The organism is Streptomyces sp. NPDC025806 (assembly GCF_055558275.1).
In genome coordinates this window covers 150,706-176,556 of the sequence record NZ_JBVHMU010000014.1, presented here as the reverse complement: position 1 = coordinate 176,556, position 25,851 = coordinate 150,706, and the positions used below count along the sequence as shown (strand labels likewise).

At 71.9% G+C, this 25,851-nt stretch carries 20 protein-coding genes; 12 read left to right on the top strand and 8 right to left on the bottom strand.

The window, feature by feature from the left end; translation table 11 throughout:
* Positions 1–211 precede the first annotated feature (211 nt).
* Entirely contained in the window at positions 212–1,135 is a 924-nt protein-coding gene (locus ACZ4E1_RS28855) for a quinone oxidoreductase family protein (protein WP_467544714.1), read from the bottom strand.
* A 105-nt stretch (positions 1,136–1,240) separates the two neighbouring features.
* Here ACZ4E1_RS28855 and ACZ4E1_RS28850 point away from each other — a divergent pair, with 105 nt between their 5' ends.
* Positions 1,241–1,714: a MarR family winged helix-turn-helix transcriptional regulator gene (locus ACZ4E1_RS28850; protein ID WP_467544711.1), complete on the top strand. Its 474-nt coding sequence runs from the start codon at positions 1,241–1,243 to the stop codon at positions 1,712–1,714.
* Positions 1,715–1,786: 72 nt separating this feature from the next.
* Here ACZ4E1_RS28850 and fdhD read toward each other — a convergent pair whose 3' ends face one another.
* The 5 genes from fdhD to ACZ4E1_RS28825 are packed head-to-tail and all read right to left on the bottom strand — an operon-like array spanning position 1,787 to position 8,244.
* A complete protein-coding gene (gene fdhD / locus ACZ4E1_RS28845) occupies positions 1,787–2,632 on the bottom strand; it encodes a formate dehydrogenase accessory sulfurtransferase FdhD (protein WP_467544708.1) in 846 nt (281 codons plus the stop codon).
* Positions 2,633–2,639: 7 nt separating this feature from the next.
* A complete protein-coding gene (locus ACZ4E1_RS28840; protein ID WP_467544705.1) occupies positions 2,640–3,500 on the bottom strand; it encodes a 2Fe-2S iron-sulfur cluster-binding protein in 861 nt (286 codons plus the stop codon).
* Positions 3,497–5,296 (bottom strand): NADH-ubiquinone oxidoreductase-F iron-sulfur binding region domain-containing protein, encoded by a 1,800-nt coding sequence (locus tag ACZ4E1_RS28835; RefSeq protein WP_467544702.1) that lies wholly within the window; start codon positions 5,294–5,296, stop codon positions 3,497–3,499. Before ACZ4E1_RS28835 ends, ACZ4E1_RS28840 begins: the two co-directional genes overlap by 4 nt.
* Positions 5,297–5,302: 6 nt before the next feature.
* A complete protein-coding gene (locus tag ACZ4E1_RS28830; protein WP_467544698.1) occupies positions 5,303–7,267 on the bottom strand; it encodes a molybdopterin oxidoreductase family protein in 1,965 nt (654 codons plus the stop codon).
* Positions 7,264–8,244, bottom strand: coding sequence for a 2-dehydropantoate 2-reductase (locus ACZ4E1_RS28825; RefSeq protein WP_467544695.1), 981 nt, complete (start codon positions 8,242–8,244; stop codon positions 7,264–7,266). Before ACZ4E1_RS28825 ends, ACZ4E1_RS28830 begins: the two co-directional genes overlap by 4 nt.
* A 330-nt stretch (positions 8,245–8,574) precedes the next feature.
* Between ACZ4E1_RS28825 and ACZ4E1_RS28820 the strand changes: the two genes are divergently transcribed.
* Together ACZ4E1_RS28820 and ACZ4E1_RS28815 are read left to right on the top strand one after the other, a co-directional pair.
* Positions 8,575–9,522, top strand: coding sequence for a beta-ketoacyl-ACP synthase III (locus ACZ4E1_RS28820; RefSeq protein WP_467544692.1), 948 nt, complete (start codon positions 8,575–8,577; stop codon positions 9,520–9,522).
* Between the two features lie 143 nt (positions 9,523–9,665).
* Positions 9,666–10,343, top strand: coding sequence for a GntR family transcriptional regulator (locus ACZ4E1_RS28815; RefSeq protein ID WP_467544689.1), 678 nt, complete (start codon positions 9,666–9,668; stop codon positions 10,341–10,343).
* Between the two features lie 28 nt (positions 10,344–10,371).
* Here the strand turns inward: ACZ4E1_RS28815 and ACZ4E1_RS28810 are convergent, their stop codons facing one another.
* Complete coding sequence (locus tag ACZ4E1_RS28810) at positions 10,372–10,935, bottom strand: hypothetical protein (RefSeq protein WP_467544686.1); 564 nt, start codon at positions 10,933–10,935, stop codon at positions 10,372–10,374.
* A gap of 50 nt (positions 10,936–10,985) precedes the next feature.
* On the bottom strand, positions 10,986–12,254 hold the full coding sequence (locus ACZ4E1_RS28805) for a PucR family transcriptional regulator (RefSeq protein WP_467544684.1): 1,269 nt from the start codon (positions 12,252–12,254) through the stop codon (positions 10,986–10,988).
* A gap of 280 nt (positions 12,255–12,534) precedes the next feature.
* On the opposite strand from ACZ4E1_RS28805, the gene ACZ4E1_RS28800 reads away from it, so the two are divergent.
* From ACZ4E1_RS28800 to ACZ4E1_RS28760, 9 genes are all read left to right on the top strand, one after another.
* Positions 12,535–13,716 carry an ROK family transcriptional regulator gene (locus tag ACZ4E1_RS28800; RefSeq protein ID WP_399126473.1) on the top strand — a complete coding sequence of 394 codons (1,182 nt, stop codon included), beginning with the start codon at positions 12,535–12,537 and terminating at the stop codon, positions 13,714–13,716.
* Between the two features lie 307 nt (positions 13,717–14,023).
* Positions 14,024–15,511, top strand: a complete 1,488-nt coding sequence (locus tag ACZ4E1_RS28795; RefSeq protein WP_467544799.1) for a sugar ABC transporter ATP-binding protein — start codon at positions 14,024–14,026, stop codon at positions 15,509–15,511.
* 190 nt (positions 15,512–15,701) lie between these two features.
* Positions 15,702–16,721, top strand: coding sequence for an ABC transporter permease (locus ACZ4E1_RS28790; protein WP_467544681.1), 1,020 nt, complete (start codon positions 15,702–15,704; stop codon positions 16,719–16,721).
* A 43-nt stretch (positions 16,722–16,764) separates the two neighbouring features.
* On the top strand, positions 16,765–17,817 hold the full coding sequence (locus ACZ4E1_RS28785; RefSeq protein WP_467544679.1) for a substrate-binding domain-containing protein: 1,053 nt from the start codon (positions 16,765–16,767) through the stop codon (positions 17,815–17,817).
* A 160-nt stretch (positions 17,818–17,977) separates the two neighbouring features.
* The gene (locus tag ACZ4E1_RS28780) at positions 17,978–19,126 is read left to right on the top strand and encodes a Gfo/Idh/MocA family protein (RefSeq protein ID WP_467544796.1); all 1,149 of its coding nucleotides are present in this window, start codon (positions 17,978–17,980) and stop codon (positions 19,124–19,126) included.
* 15 nt (positions 19,127–19,141) lie between these two features.
* Positions 19,142–20,140 carry a sugar phosphate isomerase/epimerase family protein gene (locus tag ACZ4E1_RS28775; protein WP_467544676.1) on the top strand — a complete coding sequence of 333 codons (999 nt, stop codon included), beginning with the start codon at positions 19,142–19,144 and terminating at the stop codon, positions 20,138–20,140.
* Between the two features lie 294 nt (positions 20,141–20,434).
* On the top strand, positions 20,435–24,178 hold the full coding sequence (locus ACZ4E1_RS28770; RefSeq protein ID WP_467544673.1) for a ThuA domain-containing protein: 3,744 nt from the start codon (positions 20,435–20,437) through the stop codon (positions 24,176–24,178).
* Positions 24,179–24,320: 142 nt separating this feature from the next.
* The gene (locus ACZ4E1_RS28765) at positions 24,321–24,503 is read left to right on the top strand and encodes a hypothetical protein (protein ID WP_467544670.1); all 183 of its coding nucleotides are present in this window, start codon (positions 24,321–24,323) and stop codon (positions 24,501–24,503) included.
* A gap of 144 nt (positions 24,504–24,647) precedes the next feature.
* Positions 24,648–25,811, top strand: a complete 1,164-nt coding sequence (locus tag ACZ4E1_RS28760; RefSeq protein ID WP_467544668.1) for an inositol-3-phosphate synthase — start codon at positions 24,648–24,650, stop codon at positions 25,809–25,811.
* Positions 25,812–25,851: the final 40 nt, after the last annotated feature.

Below are 25,851 nucleotides of genomic sequence, written 5' to 3'. Positions count from 1 at the left end.
GGCCCTCCCGCGGCCTCGCCACGGGCAGCACCCCAGTGCCGGGTGCGCGTTCCAGTCGGCCCCGGCTACGGCGCCGCCGCCGTAGGGGCGGAGGATCGTCGCCGGTTGTCGCGTCGTCGTGGCTGGTCGCGCAGTTCCCCGCGCCCCTGAAGGCACACTTCGTGTGCCCCAGGGGTCCGCTGGTCGAGCACCGTGCCGAATGGGCCGAGCCCTAAGGAACCAGGACCACCTTGCCCAGATTGCCGCGGGACTCGATCAGGGCGTGCGCGGAAGCAGCCTCCTCCAGGGCGAACTTGCCGTGCACCACCGGCGTCAGACGGCCCGTCAGATAGAGATCCCAGAGCTCCACGCGCCACGCCTCGTACAGATCCGGTCGCTCCCGCGCGATCAGCGCCATCTGGAACCCGATCACCGACTTCGCCCCGACCAGCAGGTCGTACGCCTCGACCGTCCCGCCCCCCGAGCTGTACGCCACGAGCCGCCCGTACGCGCCCAGTGCCCCGACCGCCGGTTTCAGCAGCGCTCCGCCCACCGCGTCCAGCGCGTAGTCCACCGGCTCACCCCAGGACTCCGCGTCGTACGTGACCACCGCGTCCGCACCGAGCCCGCGCAGAAGGTCCGCCTTCCCCGCGTCGGACACCGCCGCGGTGACCCACGACGCCCCCTGGATCCGGGCCAGTTGGAGGGCCAGGTGGCCGACCCCGCTCGCCGCCGCCGTCACGAGCGCCCGCTCGCCCGGCTCCGGCCGCGCCGCCCGCAGGGCCCCGTACGCGACGAGACCGCTGCGGACGAGAGCCACCGCGGCGACCGCAGACGCCCCCTCCGGCACCGGCGAGGCCATGGCGTCCCGCAACACCGCGAACTCCGCGTAGCCGTGCCCGAACACCAGCCCCGTGACCCGGTCGCCGATGCCGAACCGCGTCACGCCCGCCCCGACCGCCACCACCTCGCCCGCGACCTCCCCGCCGAGCGGAATCGGCTCCCGGGCCTCGCGGACCTTGCGCACGACGGGCAGCGTCACCCCGATCGCCTCGGTGCGGACGAGGAGTTCACCCGGACCGGGCTCGGGAACGGGTGCCTGCTCCAGGAACAGGGCCTCCGGCCCGCCGCTGTGCTCGTACCGGACACGACGCATGCGCCGTCACCGCCTCAGGTCAGGTCTGGAACGCCATTCATTGGGAGAACCAACGATAGGGTAAGTTCATTGGGGAGTCCAATGAATTCTCGTTAGGATGGGTCCATGAACGCCGCCCCGAGCACCATCCGCGACCTGCCCAGCTGGCTGCTCGGCCGCGCCGCCGCACGAGGCCGCGCCCTCGTCGCCGAGGCGCTCGCCGAACACGGACTGAAGATGTGGCACCACGTCGTCCTGTGCGCCGTCGTCGATCAACAGCCCGTCGCCCAGGCCGATCTCGTGCGCAGCGTCCAACTGGACCCGAAGGACATGGTCGGAGTCCTCAACGACCTTCAGGCGGCGGGCCTCGTCGAACGCCGTCCGGACCCGCGGGACCGCCGCAAGAACGCGGTCACCGCCACCGAGGACGGCACCCGGCTCGTCGCCACCTGCGCCCGCGCCGCCCGCACCGCGAACGACGCACTCCTCGCCCCGCTCGACGAGGACGAGCGAGCGGCCTTCCTGGACATGCTGCGACGGATCACCCCTCAGGCGCCCGCGCAGGCGCAGGCGCAGGCGCAGGCGCGGACGTCGGCGTAGGGGCCCGGCCGGCGCAGGGGGCGCTCCCCGCCGGTCCGGGCCCCCGCCGCCGTGCAGCGGGAGGCACCGGGATCAGTGAGCGGCCGCGGCCCGCAGCGCGACCCGGTGTTCGCCCGCGTACACGTTCATGGAGGAGCCCCGCAGGAAGCCGATCAGCGTCAGCCCCGTCTCGGCCGCGAGGTCGACGGCCAGCGACGACGGAGCGGAGACCGCCGCCAGCATCGGGATGCCGGCCATGACCGCCTTCTGCGCCAGCTCGAACGAGGCCCGGCCCGAGACCATCAGGACCGAGCGCGACAAGGGCAGGCCGCCCTCCCGCAGGGCGCGGCCGACCAGTTTGTCGACCGCGTTGTGCCGGCCCACGTCCTCCCGCACGTCGAGCAGGTTCCCCTCCTCGTCGAAGAGCGCTGCCGCGTGCAGGCCCCCGGTCCGGTCGAAGACCCGTTGGCGCTCGCGCAGCCGGTCGGGGAGCGACGCCAGCACCTCCGGTTCGAGCCGGACCGGGGGAGTGTCGGAGATCGGGAACCGGGCCGTCGTCCGCACCGCGTCGAGACTCGCCTTGCCGCACAGCCCGCACGAGGACGTCGTGTACACGTTCCGCTCCAGCGTGATGTCCGGCAGGACGACACCGGGCGCGGTCCGCACGTCCACCACGTTGTACGTGTTGGAACCGTCCTGCGTGGCACCGGCGCAGTACACGATGTTCTGGAGCTCCTCGGCGGCGCCCAGTACCCCTTCGCTCACGAGGAAGCCCGCCGCGAGCGCGAAGTCGTCGCCCGGGGTGCGCATCGTGATGGCGAGCGGCTTCCCGTTCAGCCGGATCTCCAGGGGTTCCTCGGCGACCAGGGTGTCCGGCCGCGACGACACGTGGCCGTCCCGGATCCGGATCACCTTGCGCCGCTGTGTGACTCGTCCCATGTCCCGATCAGTCCCGGTTCTGTACGTGCTGGTAGCCGAAGCGGCCCTTGATGCAGAGGTTGCCGTGGGTCACCGGATTGTCGTGCGGCGACGTGACCTTAACGATCTCATTGTCCTGGACGTGAAGGGTGAGATTGCAGCCGACGCCGCAGTACGCGCACACCGTCGTCGTCTCCGTCTGCGCCGCCTCGTTCCACGTCCCGGCTGCCCTCATGTCGAACTCCGACTTGAACGACAGGGCGCCCGTCGGGCACACCTCGACGCAGTTCCCGCAGTACACGCACGCCGAGTCGGTGAGCGGGGCGTCGTGCTCGACGGCGATCCGCGCGTCGAAGCCACGGCCCGCGACCGAGATCGCGAACGTGTTCTGCCACTGGTCGCCGCACGCGTCCACGCACTTGTAGCAGAGGATGCACTTGTCGTAGTCGCGGACGTAGAGGTCGTTGTCGACGCGCGGTTCCTCGCCGAGCCGCGCCGCGTCCGGACCGAACCGGTCCGGCTTCGCGTCGTACTCCGCGATCCACTCCTCGATCCGCGGAGTCGTCGACAAGTCGACCGAGGACGCGAGGAGTTCGATGACGACCTTGCGGCTGTGCCGGGCCCGCTCGGTGTCCGTGCGCACCTCCATGCCAGGCTCGGCCTTGCGCGAGCAGGCCGGCACCAGGGTGCGCGAGCCCTCGACCTCGACGACACACACCCGGCAGGCGTTCTTCGGGGTGAGCGTGTCGCCCTGGCACAGCGTCGGGACGTCCTTGCCCGCGGCCCGGCAGGCGTCGAGGATCGTCGACCCCTCCGGCGCCCGCACGGCCTCCCCGTCGATCGTGAACTCGAGCAGCCGCCGGGGGATCCCCAGCTCGACAGCGGTCATGACGCGTACGCCCCCAGACGGTCGATCGCGGACTCGATGGCGTTCCAGGCGGTCTGCCCGAGACCGCAGATGGAGGCGTCCCGCATGGTGCGGCCCACCTCGCGCAGCAGGGCGATGTCGTCGTCGGCCGCGAGGCCCTCGCGCGCCGCGATCCGCTCCAGCGCCTCCTGCTGCCGTACGGTCCCGACCCGGCACGGCACGCACTGCCCGCAGGACTCGTCGCGGAAGAACTGCGCGATGCGCAACAGGATCCGGGGCAGCGGCAGCGTGTCGTCGAAGGCCATGACGACACCCGAGCCGAGCGTCGTGCCGGCCTCGCGCGTTCCCTCGAACGTGAGCGGGATGTCCAGCTCGTCGGGCCGTACGAAGCCGCCCGCCGCGCCGCCGAGCAGGATCGCCTTCAGCGGGTTCGGGGTGCCGGCCAGGGCGAGCAGGTCGCCGAGCGTGGCCCCGAAGGGCAGTTCGTACACGCCGGGCCGCTCGACGGCGCCGGACACGCAGAACAGCTTCGGCCCCGTCGACCGTCCGGTGCCGACCGCCGCGTACGCCGGGGCGCCCAGGGTCAGGATCGGCAGGACGTTGACGAGCGTCTCGACGTTGTTCGCGGCGGTCGGCTTGCCGAACAGGCCCTTCTCGACCGGGAACGGCGGCTTGGAGCGCGGCTCCCCGCGATACCCCTCGATGGACTGGAAGAGGGCCGTCTCCTCACCGCAGATGTACGCGCCCGCCCCGCGCCGGATCTCGATGTCGAAGGAGAAGCCCTGGCCGAGGATGTCGTCCCCCAACAGGCCGCGCGCGCGGGCCTGTTCGATGGCGTGGCTCATCCGCGCGAGGGCGGTCGGGTACTCGCCGCGCAGATAGAGGTAGCCGTGGTGGGCGCCGGTGGCGTACGCGGCGATCGTCATCGCCTCGACGAGCGCGTACGGGTCGCCCTCCATCACCACCCGGTCCTTGAAGGTGCCGGGCTCCGACTCGTCGGCGTTGCACACGAGATAGTGCGGTCCGTCGGGCTGCGCGGCGGTTGCCTGCCACTTCCGCCCGGTCGGGAACGCGGCACCGCCCCGCCCCACGAGCCCCGCGTCGGTCACCTCCCGGATGACCCCGGCGGGCCCGAGCGCGAACGCCCGCCGCAGGGCGGCATACCCACCCTCGGCACGGTAGTCGTCGAGCGAGGCGGGGTCGACGGTGCCGATGCGGCGGAGCAACACCAAGTCAGGTGAGCCGCGTTGGGGGACCGACTGTCCTGCCTCCGCATATTCAAGCCCCTCCGGCGATTGAGGAGCGGGGTCCGGGGCGGAGCCCCGAAACGGCGCCAGAGGCGTGGCCGACGCCGAAGCCCCGGCCCGCACAAGAAGCGCCGCCGGCGCCCGCTCGCACATCCCGAGACAGGGCGACTCCTCGATATGCACCCCGGGAACGTCCGGCAAACCGCCGGAGGCCCCCGCACAGGCCAGATCCGTACACACGTGCAGCACCGTCGAAGGACGAGGCCGCACCGAGAACATGGAGTAGAACGTGGCCACCCCATAAGCCTCCGCGGGCGGCACCGTGAGCCGCCGGCACAGATAGGCGAGCGCCCCCTCGCTGATCCAGCCGACCCGGTCGTTGATCGCGTGCAGCCCCGGCAACAGCTGATCCCGCCGGTCCCGGGCGGCCCGCCCCCCACGCGCCCAGCGCAGATCGGCGTCCGACCGGTCGTCGGCCCCCTCCCAGGCGGACTCCGGCGGCCCGAGCACCGCGTCGACCGCCGCCCGTTCCTCGTCCGTCGGCTTGCTGTCACCGAAGCGCAGATCCACGCCCGCTCAGCCCCTAACCGTCAGCTTCTCGATATCCGTCAGCTTCTCGATGCGGATGGCCGACGCCTTGAACTCCGCCGTCCCGGCGATCGGGCAGTTCGCCTCGATCGTCAGCGCGTTGGTGTCCACCTCGTCGGGGAAGTGCATGGTCATGAACGCGAGCCCGGGCCGCAGCCCCGGATCGACCCACACCGGCGCGGTCACGGTCCCGCGCCGCGAGGACACCCGGACCTCCTCGCCGACCACGACCCCGTACCGCTCGGCGTCCTCCGGGCACAGTTCCACGTACTCACCGCGCCGCAGCGGGGACGCGAACCCGCTGCTCTGCACGCCCGTGTTGTACGAGTCGAGGCGGCGGCCGGTGGTGAGCCGGATCGGGTAGGACTCGTCGGTCAGGTCGACCGGCGGATCGTGCTGCACGAGCCCGAACGGAGCGAGTCGCCCGCGCCGCGCCGGGTCGCTCTCCCACAGTCGGCCGTGCAGGTACGGGGACGGCAGTCGCTCGGTGTCGGGGCACGGCCACTGGAGGCCCTGGTGCTCGGCGAGCCGGTCGTAGGTCATGCCGAAGTGGTCCGGGGACAGGGACCGCAGCTCGTTCCACACCGTCTCCGCGTCCGGGTACTTCCAGTCGTGGCCGAGCCGCCCCGCGACCGCGCAGATGATGTCGATGTCCTCGCGTGCCTCGCCCGGCGGGGCGAGCGCGGCCCGCACCCGCTGCACGCGCCGCTCGCTGTTGGTGGTGGTGCCCTCCGTCTCGGCCCAGGAGGCGGTCGCGGGCAGCACCACGTCGGCGAGTTCCGCGGTCTTGGTCAGGAAGATGTCCTGGACGACCAGGTGGTCGAGGGAGGACAGGCGCCGGATCGCCTGCTCGCTGTCGGCCTCGGACTGCGCCGGGTTCTCGCCGACGCAGTACACCGCGTGCAGCGAGCCCTCCTCCATGGCCTCGAACATGTCGGTGAGCGTCATGCCGTAGCGCGGCGGGATGACCGTCTCCCAGGCCTTCTCGAACTTGAGCCGCAGCCCGTCGTCGAGGAGATCCTGGAAGCCGGGCAGCCGGTTGGGGATGGCGCCCATGTCGCCGCCGCCCTGCACGTTGTTCTGCCCGCGCAGCGGCTGCACGCCCGCGCCGTACCGGCCGACGTGCCCGGTCAGCAGGGCGAGGTTGATGAGCGCCCGGACGTTGTCCGTCCCGTTGTGGTGCTCGGTGATGCCGAGGGTCCAGCACAACTGGGCGCGCTCGGCGGTCGCGTAGGCGTGGGCGAGCTGCCTGATCGCGGCGGCGGGCACCCCCGTCACCTTCTCGGCGAGGGACAGCGTCCACGGTTCGACGAGCGCCTTGAACTCCTCGAAGCCGGTCGTCGCGCGCTCGACGAACGCCTTGTTGTGCAGATCGGCCGCGATGATCTCGCGGGCCACGGCGTGCGCGAGCGGGATGTCGGTCCCCACGTTCAGCCCGAGCCAGCTCTCCGCCCACTCGCCGGTCGACGTGCGGCGCGGATCGACGGCGTACATCCGCGCCCCGTTCCGTATCCCCCTCAGGACGTGCTGGAAGAAGATCGGGTGCGCGAAGCGGGCGTTGGATCCCCACATCAGGATCAGATCGGTGTGCTCGACCTCCTCGTACGAGGACGTGCCCCCGCCCGATCCGAAGACCGCGGAGAGTCCGGCGACGCTCGGGGCATGACACGTGCGGTTGCAGGAGTCGACGTTGTTGGTGCCCATGACGACGCGGGTGAACTTCTGCGCCACGAAGTTCATCTCGTTCGTGGCGCGGGAGCAGGACAGCATCGCGAAGGCGTCCGGGCCGTGCGCGGCGCGGGTGCGGGCGAAACCGCCGGCCGCCGCGTCGAGCGCCTCGTCCCAGGTGGCCGTCCGGAAGGGCGAGGTGCGGTCGCCGGGCACCTCCCGCACCAGGGGGCGGGTGAGCCGGGTGTAGGTCTTCGGGGTGCGGTCGCGCCGCTTCTGCTTCATGCGGCGTCCCTCCTCATACCGTGGGCGAGCAGGTCCGAGAGGGCGTGCACGGTGCGCAGGGTCGGCACCTCGACGCCCGTGATGTCCGCCAGCTCCACCACCGCGGCGAGCAGCACGTCGAGCTCCAGCGGCTTGCCGCGCTCCAGGTCCTGGAGCGTGGAGGTGCGGTGGTCGCCGACGCGCTCGGCGCCGGCGAGGCGGCGCTCCACCGAGATGTCGGGCTTGCAGCCGAGGGCTCCGGCGACGGCGAGCGTCTCGGTCATCATGATCTCGATGACCCGGCGGGTGCCGCCGTGCAGGCACATCTGCCGCATCGTGGCCCGCACGAGCGCGCTGATGGGGTTGAACGAGATGTTGCCGAGCAGCTTGATCCAGATGTCGGCGCGCAGATCCGGCTCGACGGGGCACTTGAGCCCGCCGGCCTTCATCGCCTCGCTGAACTCGGTGCAGCGCGCCGAGACGGTCCGGTCCGGCTCCCCGATCGAGAACCGGGTGCCTTCCAGGTGGCGCACGACCCCGGGGCCCTCCAGCTCCGTCGCCGCGTAGACGACACAGCCGACGGCCCGCTCGGGCGCGAGCACGGCGCTGACCGCGCTGCCGGGGTCGACGCTCTCCAGGCGGTGCCCGTCGTGCGGCCCGCCGTGCCCGTGGAAGTACCACCACGGGATGCCGTTCTGCGCGGCGATCACCGAGGTGCCCTCGTGCAGCAGCGGCTCGATGAGCGGCCCGCACGCCGCGTACGAGTTCGCCTTGAGGCCGAGGAAGACATGGTCGACGGGGCCGATGTCGGCCGGGTCGTCGGTGGCGTGCACCCGTGCGGTGAAGTCACCGCGCGGGCTGAGGACCCGCACGCCGTCGCGCCTCATGGCCGCGAGGTGCGGTCCACGGGCCACGAGATGGACGTCGGCGCCGGCCCGGTGCAGAGCGGCTCCGACATACGCGCCGATCGCACCGGCGCCGAGGACTGCGACTTTCACTGGAGCTCCGTTCGTCGAGGGTGCCGGATACGCCCCGCTCGCACGGGCAGTGGCGGTCCGGGAAGCACGGAGGACCGTTGAACGGTCGATGGAATATTGTCTACAGTATGGAAGTTGGGTCGACAAGGGTCCGTGCAGCGACCGGTTCCGGCGCCCGTCCGGCGAGGGTTCGATGAGCGCCCCAACCGCCACAAAAGGTGCACACGCGTTCGTCGGGTGACCGGGTGGAACTCTCCAACAGGCCCGCCCCAATCCTGTCGCTTTACGTCACCTCGTACTCGTCAGTCGCTGACCAGACTGGAGGGCCCACTGATCGGCCAAGGGGGCCCCATGAACGGTTCACGCATCGTCGGCATCGGCCATTACCAGCCCGCGCGCGTCCTCACCAACGAGGACCTCGCGGAGATGGTCGACACCGACGACGAGTGGATCCGCTCGCGCGTCGGCATCCGCACCCGGCACATCGCGGGGCCCGACGAGCCGGTCGACGAGCTCGCCGCGCACGCCGCCGCCAAGGCGCTCGCCGCCGCGGGCCTGACCGCCGACGCGATCGACCTGGTCGTCGTCGCCACCTCCACGGCCACCGACCGCTCCCCGAACACGGCCGCCCGCGTCGCCCGCCGGCTCGGGATCCCGTCCCCGGCCGCCCTCGACCTGAACGTCGTGTGCGCCGGCTTCACCCACGCCCTGGCCACCGCCGACCACACCCTGCGGGCCGGCGCCGCCACCCGCGCCCTGGTGATCGGCGCCGACAAGATGTCCGCCGTCGTCGACTGGAGCGACCGCTCCACCTGCGTCCTCGTCGGCGACGGCGCGGGCGCCGTGGTGATCGAGACCTGCGCCGACGGCCAGGAGCCCGGCATCGGCCCCGTCCTGTGGGGCTCGGTCCCCGAGATGGGCAACGCGGTCCGTATCGAGGGCGAGCCCCCGCGCTTCGCCCAGGAGGGTCAGTCCGTCTACCGCTGGGCCACCCGGCAGCTGCCCCCGCTCGCCCGCGAGGCCTGCGCGAAGGCGGGGCTCGACCCGGCCGACCTCGGCGCCGTCGTCCTGCACCAGGCCAACCTGCGCATCATCGAGCCGCTCGCCGAGAAGATCGGCGCGGTGAACGCCGTCGTCGCCCGTGACGTCGTCGACTCCGGCAACACCTCGGCCGCCAGCATCCCGATGGCCCTGTCCAAGCTCGTGGAGCGCGGCGAACTCGTCAGCGGGCAGCCCGCCCTGCTCTTCGGCTTCGGCGGGAACCTCTCCTACGCCGGTCAGGTCGTGCGCTGCCCCTGAGGCGGGGGACGCCGTCGGCGCCTGGGTGCCATCGGTGTGACGAGGTCAACTCCCCATGGCGCTGGCGATTGTGCTCGGTAGACTGTATTCCAAAGACAATCCAGTCCGACGAGCCATCCCGTGTCGTGTGCGAGGGGGACCCGATGTTGTCCACAGGACTGCCGCAGGGTGCGGTGCCCAAGCTCGAGCGCCCCGGACCGCTGCGCGAGCGTGTCTACGAGGCCCTGCTCGAACTCATCACCACGCGCGCGCTCCGGCCCGGCCAGCACCTGGTCGAGAGCGAGCTCGCCGGGCACCTGGGGGTGTCCCGGCAGCCGGTCCGCGAGGCGCTCCAGCGGCTGAACACGGACGGCTGGGTCGATCTGCGCCCCGCGCAGGGCGCCTTCGTGCACGAGCCGACCGAGGCCGAGGCGGACCAACTCCTGTCGGTGCGCACGCTGTTGGAGGCGGAGGCCGCCCGCCTCGCCGCGGCCAACGCGGGCAAGAGCGGCATCACGGCCCTGGAGGAGCTGTGCGCCCAGGGCGAGCAGGCGGTCGCCGACGGGGACGTGGAGCAGGTCGTCGCGACGAACGCGGCCTTCCACGCCAAGGTCATGGAGCTCGCGGGCAACGTCGTCCTGGCCGAACTGGCCGGCCAGGTCGACCGCCGCGTGCGCTGGTACTACCAGCCGGTCGCCCGGCAGCGCGGCCGTCAGTCCTGGATCGAGCACCGCGACCTCATCGCGGCGATCTCCGCCCGCGACGAGGCGCGGGCCACGGAGATCATGCGGGCGCACACCGAGCACACCCGCACGACCTACCACCACCGGGACCGCGACTAGGGTTCTTCCGCGCGGCTCGCCGGGCCTGCTAGGCCTGCGCGCCGCGGTCGGCGTGCACCATGTCGACGTACTGCTGCGGCAGTTCGTCGAACGACAGCTTCGTGATGCTCATCGGTCCCGAGCTGTACGAGTCCTCGCCCTGGATCAGGCCGTTCTCGTCCACCGGCCACAACAGCAGCTGCCGGTTCACGATCAGGTAGTCGGCGGACTCGTCGTCGACGGGGAAGCCGAGACGCGCCGCGTACGAGCCCGGGTAGACCTGCTTCAGGTTCCCCTCGGTGACCAGGCAGTGGTCGTCGAGGACGAGGCGCTCGATCTCGTACTCCAGCACGTTGCTCCGCGAGGCGACGAACGCGGCGTAGTACGTGCGCACGCCGTCCGTCGTCTTCGGGCCGATGTCCTTGCCGCTGGACCAGAAGTGGTAGTCCGGCTCGGGGGACAGGGTGGCCATCAGCCGGTCGAGGTCCGGCTCGGCCTCGGCCTTCATGTGCTCGATCACCGCACGCAGCACCACACGGTGCCGCTCGTCCTTCGTGACGGCGAGACGCTCCTCGAGCGGGGCCCAGGTGCGCTGCGCATCGATGACGGCCATAGGGGGGTTCCTCTTCTGGAGAAGGGCTCTGGGGGTGGGCCCGATTCTGCTCAGCGCGGCCCGGCGCGGGCAGCAGACGGCCGTCGGCGGATCAGCGGGTGACAGCCGACTCCTGTCGGGTGTCCGCCGGGTGTTCGCCGGGTCCGCCTACGCCTTTCGGCCGCTGCCCCCTCCTCCTCCGCCCCCTCTTCCGCCGCTGCCAGCTCCGCCGAGGAGAGCGCCATTCGCCGCATCATCAGCACCAGCGTCGCCACGAACCGGTCGATCGAGTTGCCCAGGTCCCAGTCCGTCTCCGCCTCCACCCGGGCCAGTCGGCTCGCCACCGTGCTGTGGTGCACATGCAGTTCGGCGGCGGTCCTGCGCAGCGAGCCGTAGACGCAGAACGCCTCCAGCGTGTCCACGTCCTGGGCGCCCGCCGCCGTCGCCGCCGGCGCGTTGATGTGCGCGATCCCGCGCGCCCCGAGCAACCGGCCCGGCGGCACGTCCGCCAGCAGGTCGAGCGGCCCGAGCCGGCCGAACGCCACCGCCCGCCGCCCGTACACGGTGGACGACGCGAACCGCAGGGCGCGCCGCGCCTGCGCCCACGAGGCCGGCGCCGCGTACACGCTCATCCGTTCGCCGACGCCGACCCAGGGGCCGCGCCCGCGTCCGTTCCCGGGGCGCTGTGGTGCGGGGGCCGCGTCCGCGAGCGCCGCGTGCAGGGCGTCGCACAGCGCGCGGTCCTCGACCGGCGTCTGCGTGAGCACCGCGGTCAGCCCGCCGATCGGCGCCGAGCGGACGAGCCGCCCCGGGCACAGCCGCTCGATCAGGTCGAGCACGGGGCCGACCCGGTCCGCGTACAGCGCGAGGACGCGTACGTCGCGGCCCGGGTCGAGGCCCGACAGTTCGACGGCGCGGACCCGGTCGGTGCGCTGCTCGGTGTCGGAGAGGAGGACCTCGACCAGGGCCGGGTCGCCCAGGCGCAGATCGGTGCGGGCCGGCGGGCGGAGGTCCAGCATGCGCAACGTGTGCGACAGGCGGTTCAGGAGCACGGGGTCCAGGGGGTGCGCGGGGCCCGTCCGCTCCAGCCAGACCTCCGGGTCCCCGGCGGGGGTTCCCCGGGGCGGCCCGTCGAGCCGGTCGCCCTGCGGGCCGCCCCGGACGACGGCTCCCGAGGACAGCCGGCCGCCGACGCCGCACTGCGCGAGCGCGGCCGTCCGCCGTACGACGGTGTCCGCGTCGGCCGCCGACTCCCCGAGCCCGTCGAAGAACGCGACGATCCGCATCATCGCGTCGGGACCCGACCCGAGCCCGGCCATCCGCAGCTGCTCCTGCTCCATCCCCGCAGCGTAATGAGGTCACGGCGGCCCGGGACAGAGATCGTCGGCGGCCGGTGAACCGTCGCTGTCGCACCGGGCTTTGTCCTGTGACGGGAGAAAGTCGTGGGTGATTCCTGCGCAACTTCTTCCCACACCCGGCAGGCGCTGCTACGTTCACCGTCGAAAGCAAGGCACTGCCGCAAGCAAGGCCACTGCCGCAAGCAGGGCAGTGCCGCGAGCAAGGCGCTGCCGGAGCAAGGCCACTGGAGCCCGAAGAGGCGGGGAGGGGCACGTGAGACGCATGACGGCTCGACCCGCGAACGCGCATCAGGCGCGCCTGCTGCGCCTGCTGCGCGACGGAGGGCCCAACTCCCGGGCTCAGCTCGGCGATCAGGTCGACCTCTCCCGGTCGAAGCTGGCCGTCGAGGTGGACCGGCTCCTGGAGACCGGACTCGTGGTCGCCGACGGACTCGCCGCCTCGCGCGGCGGTCGCCGCTCCCACAACATCCGGCTCGCTCCCGAACTCCGTTTCCTCGGCGTCGACATCGGCGCGACCTCGGTCGACGTCGCCGTCACCAACGCCGAGCTGGAGGTCCTCGGGCACATCACGCAGCCCATGGACGTGCGAGAGGGTCCGGTCGCGGTCTTCGAGCAAGTCCTCGCCATGGCCGCCAAGTTGAAGGCGTCCGGGCTCGCCGAGGGGTTCGACGGGGCGGGCATCGGTGTGCCCGGTCCCGTCCGCTTCCCCGAGGGCGTGCCCGTCGCGCCACCGATCATGCCCGGCTGGGACGGCTTCCCGGTCCGCGAGGCGCTCAGCCAGGAACTGGGCTGCCCCGTCATGGTCGACAACGACGTGAACCTCATGGCGATGGGGGAGCAGCACGCGGGCGTGGCCCGCCAGGCGCGCGACTTCCTCTGCGTCAAGATCGGCACCGGTATCGGCTGCGGGATCGTCGTCGGCGGTGAGGTGTACCGCGGGACGACCGGTTCGGCCGGCGACATCGGGCACATCCAGGTCGAACCCGACGGCAGGCCCTGCGCCTGCGGCAACAAGGGCTGCCTGGAGGCGTACTTCAGCGGCGCGGCACTCGCCCGCGACGCCGAGGACGCCGCACGGGACGGACGCTCGCCCGAGCTCGCCGGACGACTCGAGTCGGCCGGGAAGCTCAGCGCGGCGGACGTAGCGGTGGCCGCCGCGGCCGGCGACGCCACCGCCCTCGACCTGATCCGCGAAGGCGGAAACCGCACCGGCCAGGTCATCGCGTCCCTCGTCAGTTTCTTCAACCCCGGCCTCGTCGTCATCGGCGGCGGGGTCACCGGCCTCGGCCACACGCTGCTCGCCGCCCTGCGCACCCAGGTCTACCGCCAGTCGCTGCCCCTGGCGACCGGCAACCTGCCCATCGTCCTGGGGGAGCTCGGCCCCACCGCCGGAGTCATCGGCGGCGCCCGCCTCATCAGCGACCACCTGTTCTCCCCCGCGTAGCCCCTCCCGGGGCTCCTCACGCCACGCCCGGGCGCACGCCGCCGCCCGGCTCCGGAACAGCGCCACCCGCACCCGTACCCGTGGGACCTTCGCGTTCCCGTCGCGTGCACACGTGTCACCACGAGCCGCCGCACGCCGTTTTTCCGTAGCCCCTTTTTTCCGTAGCCCCTGTCTCCGCGCGCCCATCGAGGCCGCCGCTCTCCCGCACAGCACAGAGCTCTGCTCCGCCCTGCCCTGAAACCGGCCCGCACCCGTTCACAAGGGAACAGCCATGGCACCCTCGGCATCCGCGTCACCGCTGCTCACCATGTCCGGCATCACCAAATCGTTCCCCGGCGTCCGCGCCCTCGACGGAGTGGACCTGGAGGTCCGGGCCGGTGAGGTGCACTGCCTCCTCGGGCAGAACGGCGCGGGCAAGTCCACGCTCATCAAAGTGCTCGCCGGCGCCCACCAGCCCGACGACGGCGCCATCACCTGGGCCGGTGAGACGGTCACTCTGCGGTCCCCGATCGCCGCCATGCGCCTCGGCATCGCCACGATCTACCAGGAACTCGACCTGGTGGAAGGCCTGTCCGTCGCCGAGAACGTCCACCTGGGCCATGAGCCGACCTCCGCCGGCTTCGTCGTACGAGGACGCGAGGCCAAGGCGTCGACGGCCGCCCTGCTCCAGCGGCTCGGGCACGGCGAGATCGACCCCGGCACGCTCGTCGGCGACCTCTCCGCCGCGCACCAGCAGATCGTCTCCATGGCCCGCGCCCTCTCCCACGACGTGCGCCTCATCGTGATGGACGAGCCCTCCGCGGCACTCGACCCCGACGAGACGGACAACCTCTTCCGCATCGTCGGCGACCTCACCGCCGACGGCGTCGCCGTCGTCTACATCTCGCACCGCCTGGAGGAGATCCGCCGCATCGGCGACCGCGTCACCGTCCTCAAGGACGGACGCGCCGTCGCCGTCGGCCTCCCCGCGAAGGACACCCCGACGCGCGACGTCGTCGCCCTGATGACCGGCCGCAACGTCGAGTACGTCTTCCCCGACCGCCCCACCGAAGAGCCCGTCGCCGAACCCGTCCTGACGGTCCGTGACCTCTCCCGGCACGGCGAGTTCGCCCCGCTCGACCTGGACGTCCGCCCCGGCGAGATCGTCGGCCTCGCCGGACTGGTCGGCTCCGGCCGCTCCGAGATCCTGGAGACGATCTACGGGGCCCGGCGGCCGAGCAGCGGCACGGTCACCGTCGCCGGTACGGCCCTGCGCCCGGGCAGTGTCCGCTCGGCGGTCCGCGCCGGCCTCGGGCTCGCCCCCGAGGAACGCAAGGCGCAGGCCCTCCTGATGCTCGAATCCGTGACCCGGAACGTCTCCGTCTCCTCCATGTCCCGCTTCGCGCGCGGCGGCTGGCTGAACCGGGCGGCGGAACGGGACGCGGCGCACCGCGCGACCCGCGACCTCTCCCTGCGCCCCGACGACCCCTCCGTCCCCGTGCGCACCCTCTCCGGCGGCAACCAGCAGAAGGCGGTCCTGGCCCGCTGGCTGCTGCGCGGCTGCAAGGTCCTGCTCCTCGACGAGCCGACGCGCGGCGTCGACGTCGGCGCCCGCGCCGAGCTCTACGCCGTCATCCGCCGTCTCGCCGACGAAGGCCTGGCCGTCCTCCTCGTCTCCAGCGAGGTCCCCGAGGTCCTCGGCCTCGCGGACCGCGTCCTGGTCCTGAGGGAGGGCAAGGTCGTCCACGCGTCCCGAGCCCAGTCCCTGACGGAACACGAGGTCCTGGACCTGGTGATGGAGGGGGCTTCCGCGTGAGCGCCCCTGAGGGCGCACGGAGTGTGCCCCTCAGGGGCGCGGGGCTGTGTCTTTCAGCGGCTCCGCCGCGGGGCGCGACCAGCCACGACGAACCCGCACCCGCCGACAACCATCCGCCCCACGGCGAGTGGACAACCCGCACACCAGAAGACCCGCACCGGAGAACTCCCCACCCAGAAGGGACGGCGCCATGACGCACCCCGCCACCCCCGCCCGCCCGGCGGAGCCGAAACGCGCCACATCCCCGCACAAGTCCCCGCCCAAGACCCTCCTGAGGGCAGACCTCCGCACCCTCTCCCTCCTGGGCGTCCTCGCCGCCCTCATCGTCATCGGCGGCATCACTCAGCCCGACAGCTTCCTGGACACGGACAACGTCCAGCTGATCCTCACCCAGGCCAGCGTCATCGGCGTCGTCACCGTCGGCATGACCTTCGTGATCATCTCCGGCGGCATCGACCTCTCCGTGGGCGCGATCGTCGCCCTGGCCAGCGTCTGGGCCACGACCGTCGCGACGCAGGAGTACGGCTTCGTCGGCATCCTGTTCACCGCGATCGTCGTGGGCGTCGCCTGCGGCCTGGTCAACGGCCTCCTCATCGCGTACGGCGGCATGGTCCCGTTCATCGCCACCCTCGCGATGCTCGCCTCCGGCCGCGGCCTCGCCCTCCAGATCACGGACGGAAAGACGCAGGTCGTCACGGTCGACGGCGTGCTGAGCCTCGGCGAACGGGACTCCTACATCCTCGGCGTCCCGCCCCTCGTCCTGGTCTTCGCCGCGGTCACCGTCATCGGCTGGCTCGTCCTCAACCGCACCACCTTCGGCCGCCGCTCCGTCGCCGTCGGCGGCAACGCGGAGGCCGCCCGCCTCGCCGGCATCGACGTACGCCGCCAGCGGCTCTACCTGTACCTGCTGTCCGGACTGTGCTGCGGCATCGCCGCGTTCCTGCTGATCGTGCTCTCCGGCTCCGGCCAGAACACCAACGGCAACCTCTACGAGCTCGACGCCATCGCCGCCGCGATCATCGGCGGCACCCTCCTCACGGGTGGCCGCGGCACCATCGTCGGCTCGGTGCTCGGCGTCCTGATCTTCACGACGATCACCAACATCTTCGCGCTGAACAACCTCCAGAGCGACGTCCAGCAGATCGCCAAGGGCGCGATCATCGTCGCTGCGGTCCTGGTCCAGCGACGTGACGCCCACTCCACCACCTGACCCCCAGCCCACCACCTCTCGTGCCCCGGGAAGGGACGACGCCATGCCAGACATGACGAGCCGCAGAAACATCCTGTTCGGCGCGGCCGCAGCCGTCACCACGGGCGGCCTGCTCACCGCCTGCACCAGTAACGAGCCCAGCGACAAGGGCGGTTCGGGCGGCAAGGCCGCCGACCAGCCGGTCGCCGACGACAAGCCGGGCAAGCAGGTCACCATCGGCTTCGCGGGCCCGCAGGCCGACCACGGCTGGCTCAACGCGATCAACGACAACGCCAAGGAGCGGGCGAAGAAGTACTCCGACGTCACCCTGGAGGCGACGGAGGGCTCCAACGACACCGCCGCGCAGATCGGCCAGGTCGAGACCCTCATCAACAAGAAGGTCGACGTCCTCGTCATCCTGCCCGCCGACGGCAAGGCCCTCACCCAGGTCGGCCTCAAGGCCATGCGCGCCGGGATCCCCGTGGTGAACCTGGACCGCATCTTCAACACCCCGCAGGCCTACCGCTGCTGGATCGGCGGCGACAACTACGGCATGGGCCTCAGCGCCGGCAACTACATCGGCGAGCAGCTCAAGGACAAGAAGAACGCGACGGTCGTCGAGCTCGCCGGACTCGACAACCTGGAACTGACCAAGCAGCGCAGCCAGGGCTTCGACGACGCCCTCAAGAACTTCCCGAACATCAAGAAGGTGGCCCGCCAGGCGGCCGACTTCACCGTCGAGTCGGGGCAGGCCAAGATGTCCCAGCTGCTCCAGGCGCAGAAGAACTTCGACGCCCTGTGGAACCACGACGACGACCAGGGCGTGGGCGCCCTGCGCGCCATCAAGCAGGCGGGCCGCGACGACTTCCTGATGGTCGGCGGCGCGGGGGCGCTCTCCGCCATGCAGGCCATCGAGGCCGACGACAGCGTGCTGAAGGCGACCGTCCTGTACCCGCCGACGATGGCCGCGTCCGCGATCGACCTCGCCCGCGCCCTCGGCCAGGGCAAGGGGATCGGCGGCATGGCCGAGTTCGAGATCCCCGCGCACGTGACCCTCTACTCGGCGGTCGTCGACAAGAAGAACGTCGGCCAGTACATGCCGACCGGCTTCAGGTGACGGGTGCCGGCACGAGGCACCTGGCGATCACGGCGTGGACGAGGAGGACTTCCGCATGGCAGGCAGCAGCACGGGCCCGACGACGGTCCGGGAAGCGACGGGGGACGGCGGCGGAGAGGGGAGCGGCGCGCCCGGGCACAGGCCCGTGCTCGGCGTCGGCATGGTCGGCTACGCGTTCATGGGCGCCGCCCACTCCCAGGGGTGGCGCACGGTCGGACACGCCTTCGACCTCCCGCTCAGGCCCCGGCTCGCCGCGGTCTGCGGGCGTGACGCGCAGGCCGTGCGCGCCGCGGCCGACCGGCTCGGCTGGGCCGCGGCCGAGACCGACTGGCGCGCGCTGATCGCCCGGGACGACGTCGACCTCGTCGACATCTGCACCCCCGGCGACAGCCACGCCGAGATCGCCGTCGCCGCCCTCGAAGCCGGCAAGCACGTGCTGTGCGAGAAGCCGCTCGCCAACACCGTCGAGGAGGCCGAGGCGATGACCGAGGCCGCGCGCGCCGCCGCCGCACGCGGCCAGCTGGCCATGACCGGCTTCAACTACCGGCGGGTCCCGGCCATCGCCCTGGCCCGCCGGATGATCGCCGAGGGCCGCCTCGGCACCCTGCGTCACGTCCGCGTCAGCTACCTCCAGGACTGGCTCGTCGACCCCGCCTTCCCGCTCACCTGGCGCCTCCAGAAGCCCTACGCCGGCTCGGGCGCGCTCGGCGACCTCGGGGCACACGCCGTCGACCTCGCCCAGTTCCTCGCGGGGGAGCCCGTAGCCGGGGTCTCCGCGCTCACCGAGACCTTCGTCAAGGAACGCCCCCTGCCCGCCGGCGCTACGTCGGGCCTGTCGGCGACCGGCGCCGGCGGCGTCGGTCAGGTCACCGTGGACGACGCCGCCGTGTTCACCGGCCGCTTCGCCTCCGGGGCGCTCGCCTCCTTCGAGGCGACCCGCTTCGCGTCCGGCCGCAAGAACGCCCTGAAGGCCGAACTCAACGGTGAACGCGGCTCGCTGGCCTTCGACCTGGAGCGCCTCAACGAGCTGTACTTCCACGACCACACCGAACCCGGCGTCAGCGCCGGCTTCCGCCGCATCCTCGTCACCGAACCCGAGCACCCCTACCTGGAGGGCTGGTGGCCGCCGGGCCACGGCCTCGGCTACGAGCACACCTTCGCGCACCAGGCCCGCGACCTGGTCCACGCGATCGCCGCCCGCACGGCGCCCGCCCCGTCGTTCGCCGACGGGCTCCAGGTGCAGCGGGTCCTCGCCGCCGTGGAGGAGAGCGCGGCGAAGAACTCCGTCTACACCCCCGTACCGGCCTGAGGAGGTCCGCACACCGTGCCACGCCAGTTCACGCTCTTCACCGGACAATGGGCGGACCTGCCGCTCGAGGAAGTCTGCCGCCTGGCCCGCGACTTCGGCTACGACGGCCTGGAACTCGCCTGCTGGGGCGACCACTTCGAGGTCGACAAGGCCCTCGCCGACCCGTCCTACCTGGACTCCCGCCACGCCCTGCTCGACAAGTACGGGCTCAAGTGCTGGGCGATCTCCAACCACCTGGTCGGCCAGGCTGTCTGCGACGCCATCATCGACGAACGGCACCAGGGCATCCTGCCCGCCCGCATCTGGGGCGACGGGGACGCCGAAGGAGTGCGGCAGCGGGCCGCCGCCGAGATCAAGGACACGGCGCGCGCCGCCGCGGCCTTCGGCGTCGACACCGTCATCGGCTTCACCGGATCCTCGATCTGGCATCTCGTCGCCATGTTCCCCCCGGCCCCCGAGTCGATGATCGAGCGCGGCTACGAGGACTTCGCCGAGCGGTGGAACCCGATCCTCGACGTGTTCGACGCCGAGGGCGTCCGCTTCGCCCACGAGGTCCACCCCAGCGAGATCGCCTACGACTACTGGACGACGCACAAGGCGCTCGAAGCGGTCGGCCATCGGCCCGCGTTCGGCCTCAACTTCGACCCCTCGCACTTCGTGTGGCAGGACCTGGACCCGGTCGGCTTCCTGTGGGACTTCCGGGACCGGATCTACCACGTCGACTGCAAGGAGGCCCGGCGTCGCCTCGACGGCCGCAACGGACGCCTCGGCTCCCACCTGCCCTGGGGCGACCCGCGCCGCGGCTGGGACTTCGTGTCGGCCGGACACGGGGACGTGCCCTGGGAGGACGTCTTCCGCATGCTGCGCTCCATCGACTACACGGGGCCGATCTCCGTGGAGTGGGAGGACGCCGGCATGGACCGCCTGCAAGGGGCCCCCGAGGCCCTGCGCAGCCTGAAGGCGTTCGACTTCGAACCGCCCACCGCGTCCTTCGACGCCGCCTTCAACAGCTGACCGACCCGGCACCCGGCTAGACATCGCCACGGGGGGAGGGACCGGCGCCGCGCGCCGGTCCCTGATCCGGGCTGCCCCGAACCGGCTTTGTCCTGCGATGGGAGAAAGCTCAACCAACAGTGGCGCAAGGGGTGTTCGCCCCGGACAAACGCCGCTACGGTCCCAGACGTGTCCCCGCAGTCGCCCCGAGCACTCCGGGACACCCGCACCTCCGGGGTGACGGCGCACCCCGGCGCCCGCACCGCACGTCCGAGCACCCGTTCCGTACGGCCCACCCGTTCCCGGAGGGACTTCGTGCACAGAACCCGATCCAGAAGCAGCGGAGCCTTGCGTCGCCCCCGACTCCGCACCGCCCTCGCCCTGCTCACCGGCACCCTGCTCGCCGCGGGCACCCCGACGCTGACAGCCGTCGCGGCCCAGCCCGCCGACAACGTCGCGCCGGCCGCCTCGCCCGCCGCCACCTCGTCCGCCGCGGCAGCCGAGGGCCAGTTCCAGCAGGTCCCCCTGGCCAAGGGCGAGCCCGAGATGGGCGAGCCGATGTCGCTCGCCGTGCTCCCCGACCGCAGCGTCCTGCACACCGCCCGCGACGGCACGCTCCGCCTCACCGACCAGGGCGGCGTCACCAAGGTCGCCGGCAAGATCCCCGTCTACAACCACGACGAGGAAGGCCTGCAGGGCGTCGGCATCGACCCCGACTTCAAGAACAACCGGGCCGTCTACCTCTACTACGCGCCGCCGCTCGACACGCCCGCCGGCGACGCCCCGGAGACCGGCACCGCCGAAGACTTCAAGAAGTTCGACGGCGTCAACCGCCTGTCCCGCTTCGTCCTCAACAGCAACGGCACCCTCGACATGGCGAGCGAGAAGAAGGTCATCGACGTCGCCGCGTCCCGCGGCATCTGCTGCCACGTCGGCGGCGACATCGACTTCGACGCGCAGGGCAACCTGTACCTCTCGACCGGCGACGACTCCAACCCCTTCGCCTCCGACGGCTTCACCCCGATCGACGAGCGGCCCGACCGCAACCCCGCCTTCGACGCCCGCCGCTCCGCCGGCAACACCAACGACCTGCGCGGCAAGATCCTGCGCATCAAGGTCGCCGAGGACGGCTCGTACACGGTCCCCGAGGGCAACCTCTTCGCCCCCGGCACCGAGAAGACCCGCCCCGAGATCTACGCGATGGGCTTCCGCAACCCGTTCCGGATGAGCGTCGACGACAAGACCGGCACCGTCTACGTCGGCGACTACGGCCCCGACGCGGGCGCCGCGGACCCGAAGCGCGGCCCGGGCGGTCAGGTCGAGTTCGCCAAGGTCACCAAGGCCGCCAACTTCGGCTGGCCCTTCTGCACCGGCGACAACGACCCGTACGTCGACTACGACTTCGCCACCAAGGAGTCCGGCGCGACCTTCGACTGCGCCGCACCCAAGAACACCTCGCGGCACAACACGGGCCTCGTCGACCTGCCGCCCGCGCAGGCCGCCTGGATCCCCTACGACGGCGGCTCCGTACCCGAGTTCGGCTCCGGCTCCGAGTCCCCGATGGGCGGCCCGGTCTACCGTTACGACCCGAACCTCGACTCCAAGGTGAAGTTCCCCGAGGCCTACGACGGGGACTTCTTCGCCGGCGAGTTCGGCCGCCGCTGGATCAAGCGGATCGAGCAGAACGAGGACGGCACGGTCGCGAAGATCAACGACTTCCCGTGGACCGGCACCCAGATCATGGACATGGAGTTCGGCCCCGACGGCGCCCTCTACGTCCTCGACTACGGCGTCTCCTGGTTCCAGGGCGACGACAACTCCGCCCTGTACCGGATCGAGAACGCCGCCGACGGCTTCTCCCCGATCGCCGAGGTCAAGGCCGACAGGACCTCCGGCGCGGCCGGGATGAAGGTCGCCTTCACCGGCAGCGCCAAGGACGCCGACTCGCCGAACCTGACCTACGGCTGGGACTTCGGCGACGGCACCAAGGGCGAGGGCCTCACCCCGACCCACCAGTACAAGAAGGTCGGCACCTACACCGCGACCTTCACCGCCAAGGACCCCGAGGGCAACACCGGCAACGCCAGCACTCGGATCGTCGTCGGCAACACCGAACCCAAGGTGAAGATCGACCTCCCGGCCAACGGCACCCTCGCCAAGCTCGGCGACCCCGTCCCCTTCAAGGTGACGGTCACCGACCCCGAGGAGCAGATCGACTGCTCCAAGGTCAAGGTCGCCTACAGCCTCGGCCACGACTCCCACGCCCACGAGCTCACCAGTGAGATGGGTTGCGAGGGCACCCTGAAGCCGCCCGCCGGTGACGGCGGACACGACCCCAACGCCAACATCTACGGCGTCGTCGGCGCGAGCTACACCGACAAGGGGGCCAACGGCCAGGAGGCGCTCACCGGCACCGCCCGCGCCGTCGTCCAGCCTCCGCACCGCCAGGCCGAGCACTACAGCAAGCAGCAGGGCACGGCCCAGCAGAGCAAGACGGAGGCCGAGGGCGGCAAGACCGTCGGCGACATCAACAACGGCGACTGGATCTCCTTCACGCCCTACAACCTCACCGGCGTCAAGAAGCTCACCGCCCGCGTCTCCTCCGGCGGCGCCGGCGGCGTCCTCGAAGTGCGCACCGGCTCCGCGACCGGACCCCTCCTGGGCTCCACCACCGTCCCCGTCACCGGCGGCTGGGCCACCTTCCAGAACGTCGACGTCGCCCTGACGAAGGTCCCGACGAAGACCACCGACCTCTACCTCGTCTTCAAGGGCGGCACCGGCGCCCTCTACGACCTGGACTCCTTCGAGCTCTCCACCCAGGCCCCCGCGAAGGACGCCAAGCGGGTCCTGGTCTTCTCCAAGACGGCCGGCTTCCGCCACGACGCCATCCCGGACGGCATCGCCGCCCTCAAGGAACTCGGCGCGGGCAGCGACATGACCGTCGACACCACCGAGAACGCCGCCCAGTTCACCCCCGACAACCTCGCCCGCTACGACGCCGTCGTCTTCCTCTCCACCACCGGCGACGTCCTCGACGACACCCAGCAGAAGGCCTTCGAGGACTACATCGCCGAGGGCGGCGGCTACATGGGCATCCACGCCGCCGCCGACACCGAGTACGACTGGCCGTACTACGGCAACCTCGTCGGCGCCTGGTTCGCCTCCCACCCGGCCATCCAGAAGGCCACCGTCCGCGTCGAGGACCGGGACAACCCGGCGACCAAGCACCTCGACGCCACCTGGGAGCGCACCGACGAGCTGTACAACTACCGCACCAACTCGCGCGGAAAGGTCCACGTCCTCGCCTCGCTCGACGAGACGACCTACCAGGGCGGCACCATGAAGGGCGACCACCCGATCGCCTGGTGCCAGAACTACGGCGGGGGCCGCTCCTTCTACACCGGCCTCGGTCACACCAAGGAGTCCTACACGGACGACGCCTACCGCAAGCACCTCCTCGGGGGTCTGAAGTACGCCACCGGCCAGACCGCGGCGGACTGCAAGCCGGACAAGGGCTACCGGCCGATCTTCAACGGTCAGACCCTGGACGGCTGGAAGCAGGCCGGCCCCGGCGGGTTCGACATCAAGGACGGCACGCTCGCGTCCCACGGCGGCATGGGCCTGCTCTGGTACCAGGCCCACGAGCTCTCGTCGTACTCCCTCAAGCTCGACTGGAAGATGCAGGGCGACGACAACTCCGGCGTCTTCGTGGGCTTCCCCGCCTCCGACGACCCCTGGTCCGCCGTGAACAAGGGCTACGAGGTCCAGATCGACGCCACGGACGCGCCCGACCGCACCACCGGGTCCGTCTACACGTTCAAGGCGGCGGACATCGAGGCCCGCGACGCGGCCCTGAAGCCGCCCGGCGAGTGGAACTCCTACGAGATCAGGGTCGAGGGCGAACGCCTTCAGGTCTTCCTCAACGGAGTCAAGATCAACGACTTCACCAACGCGGACCCCGAGCGCAGCCTCAAGAACGGCTACATCGGCATCCAGAACCACGGTGACGCCGACCATGTCTCCTTCCGCGACATCCAACTCAAGGAACTGAGCGACTAGCCCACCCCGGCACCCCGGGCCGCCCCTCGGGCGACCCGGCACCGCCGCCATCCACACATGCCCCGGCGGCCCGGCCCCACCCGTCCTCGTCCGACCCGTCCTCGCCCGACCTGTCCGGTGGTGCTCCGGCGAGCACCACCGGGTGAGTCCCGGGAATCCCCCGGGGCTCCCGGGGGCCTGGCACCCCGGGCGGGCGCAGACCACCTGGGTCAGCAACACCCCGATCACCCTGAGCACCCAGGACACCAAGGTCACCCAGGGCACCCAGAGCAACACCCCGCACCACGACCGGGCCGGCTCCCGGGTCCTCGGGCCCGGGCCGTAGAGCCCGGAGAGCCGCCCCCGCGGCGGCACCCCGGGCCCACCGATCGGCGGCGGGCGGAGGACGCCGGACCTCCGCCCGCCGTCCCGCCCGGCCCTCACCACTCCGGCCACCACCCCCGGTTCGCGTTCGACAAGGAGGCTGCCCATGTCCACCGAACCGTCCTCCACCACCACCACCCCCACCCCCGACACCGTCGCCGCCCCGCGCTTCGGCGTCTGGCTCATCGGCGCCCGCGGCTCCGTCGCCACCACCGCCGTCGCCGGCTGCGCCGCCGTCGCCGCCGGACTCCATCCCCCGACCGGCATGGTCACCGAGACCACCCCCTTCACCGACTCCGGGCTCCCGCCCCTGACCTCACTCGTCTTCGGTGGCCACGACACCGTCGACTGCCCGCTGCCCAAGCGCGCCGAACACCTCGCCGCCGGTGGCGTCCTGCCCCACGGCCTGCCGTCCGCCGTGCACGCCGAACTCACCGCCGCCGACCGCGCGATCCGCCCGGGCGGCCCCCTGCCCGGCCGGCACGACGACCGCGCGACCGACGCCCTCATCGACACGTTCGCCGCCGACCTCACCGACTTCGTCCGCCGTGAGAACCTCGCCGGCGCCGTCGTCGTCAACGTCGCCTCCACCGAACCGGCACCCCCCGACGGACACCTCCCCCCGAGCTCCCTCTACGCCGCCGCCGCACTCCGCGCCGGCTGCCCCTACGTCAACTTCACCCCCTCGACGGGCCTCCACCACCCCGCCCTCGCCGAACACGCCGCCACCGCGCCCGTGCCCCACGCCGGCCGCGACGGCAAGACCGGGCAGACCCTCCTGCGCTCCGTACTCGGCCCGATGTTCCTGCAGCGCGCCCTCGACGTCCGCGCCTGGTCCGGCACCAACCTCCTCGGCGGAGGCGACGGCGCCGCCCTCGCCGACCCGGCCGCGGCGGCCGCCAAGAACGCGGGCAAGGAACGCGTCCTCGCCGACACCCTCGGCACCGCCCCCCAGGGCGAGGTCCACATCGACGACGTGCCCGCCCTCGGCGACTGGAAGACCGCCTGGGACCACATCGCCTTCGACGGCTTCCTCGGCGCCCGCATGGTGCTGCAGACCACCTGGCAGGGCTGCGACTCCGCTCTCGCCGCCCCCCTCGTCCTCGACCTGGCCCGCCTCCTCCTGCGGTCCCACGCCGTAGGCCTGACCGGCCCGCGCCCCGAACTCGGCTTCTACTTCAAGGACCCCGACCAGGGCGCGTCCTCGTCCCTCGGTGAGCAGTACGCCGCCCTGGTCGACTTCGCGGAACGCCTGCGAGGCCGGTCATGAGCGCGGCCGAGCCGGGGGCGACCGGCCCGCGGAACGGAAC

What these genes read in the sequence shown, in the direction of transcription:
- ACZ4E1_RS28855 (WP_467544714.1), bottom strand. Translation starts at nt 1,135, where the DNA reads ATGCGTCGTGTCCGGTACGAGCACAGCGGCGGGCCGGAGGCCCTGTTC.
- ACZ4E1_RS28850 (WP_467544711.1), top strand. Translation starts at nt 1,241, where the DNA reads ATGAACGCCGCCCCGAGCACCATCCGCGACCTGCCCAGCTGGCTGCTC.
- fdhD (WP_467544708.1), bottom strand. Translation starts at nt 2,632, where the DNA reads ATGGGACGAGTCACACAGCGGCGCAAGGTGATCCGGATCCGGGACGGC.
- ACZ4E1_RS28840 (WP_467544705.1), bottom strand. Translation starts at nt 3,500, where the DNA reads ATGACCGCTGTCGAGCTGGGGATCCCCCGGCGGCTGCTCGAGTTCACG.
- ACZ4E1_RS28830 (WP_467544698.1), bottom strand. Translation starts at nt 7,267, where the DNA reads ATGAAGCAGAAGCGGCGCGACCGCACCCCGAAGACCTACACCCGGCTC.
- ACZ4E1_RS28820 (WP_467544692.1), top strand. Translation starts at nt 8,575, where the DNA reads ATGAACGGTTCACGCATCGTCGGCATCGGCCATTACCAGCCCGCGCGC.
- ACZ4E1_RS28815 (WP_467544689.1), top strand. Translation starts at nt 9,666, where the DNA reads ATGTTGTCCACAGGACTGCCGCAGGGTGCGGTGCCCAAGCTCGAGCGC.
- ACZ4E1_RS28810 (WP_467544686.1), bottom strand. Translation starts at nt 10,935, where the DNA reads ATGGCCGTCATCGATGCGCAGCGCACCTGGGCCCCGCTCGAGGAGCGT.
- ACZ4E1_RS28805 (WP_467544684.1), bottom strand. Translation starts at nt 12,254, where the DNA reads ATGGAGCAGGAGCAGCTGCGGATGGCCGGGCTCGGGTCGGGTCCCGAC.
- ACZ4E1_RS28800 (WP_399126473.1), top strand. Translation starts at nt 12,535, where the DNA reads ATGACGGCTCGACCCGCGAACGCGCATCAGGCGCGCCTGCTGCGCCTG.
- ACZ4E1_RS28795 (WP_467544799.1), top strand. Translation starts at nt 14,024, where the DNA reads ATGTCCGGCATCACCAAATCGTTCCCCGGCGTCCGCGCCCTCGACGGA.
- ACZ4E1_RS28790 (WP_467544681.1), top strand. Translation starts at nt 15,702, where the DNA reads ATGACGCACCCCGCCACCCCCGCCCGCCCGGCGGAGCCGAAACGCGCC.
- ACZ4E1_RS28785 (WP_467544679.1), top strand. Translation starts at nt 16,765, where the DNA reads ATGCCAGACATGACGAGCCGCAGAAACATCCTGTTCGGCGCGGCCGCA.
- ACZ4E1_RS28780 (WP_467544796.1), top strand. Translation starts at nt 17,978, where the DNA reads ATGGTCGGCTACGCGTTCATGGGCGCCGCCCACTCCCAGGGGTGGCGC.
- ACZ4E1_RS28760 (WP_467544668.1), top strand. Translation starts at nt 24,648, where the DNA reads ATGTCCACCGAACCGTCCTCCACCACCACCACCCCCACCCCCGACACC.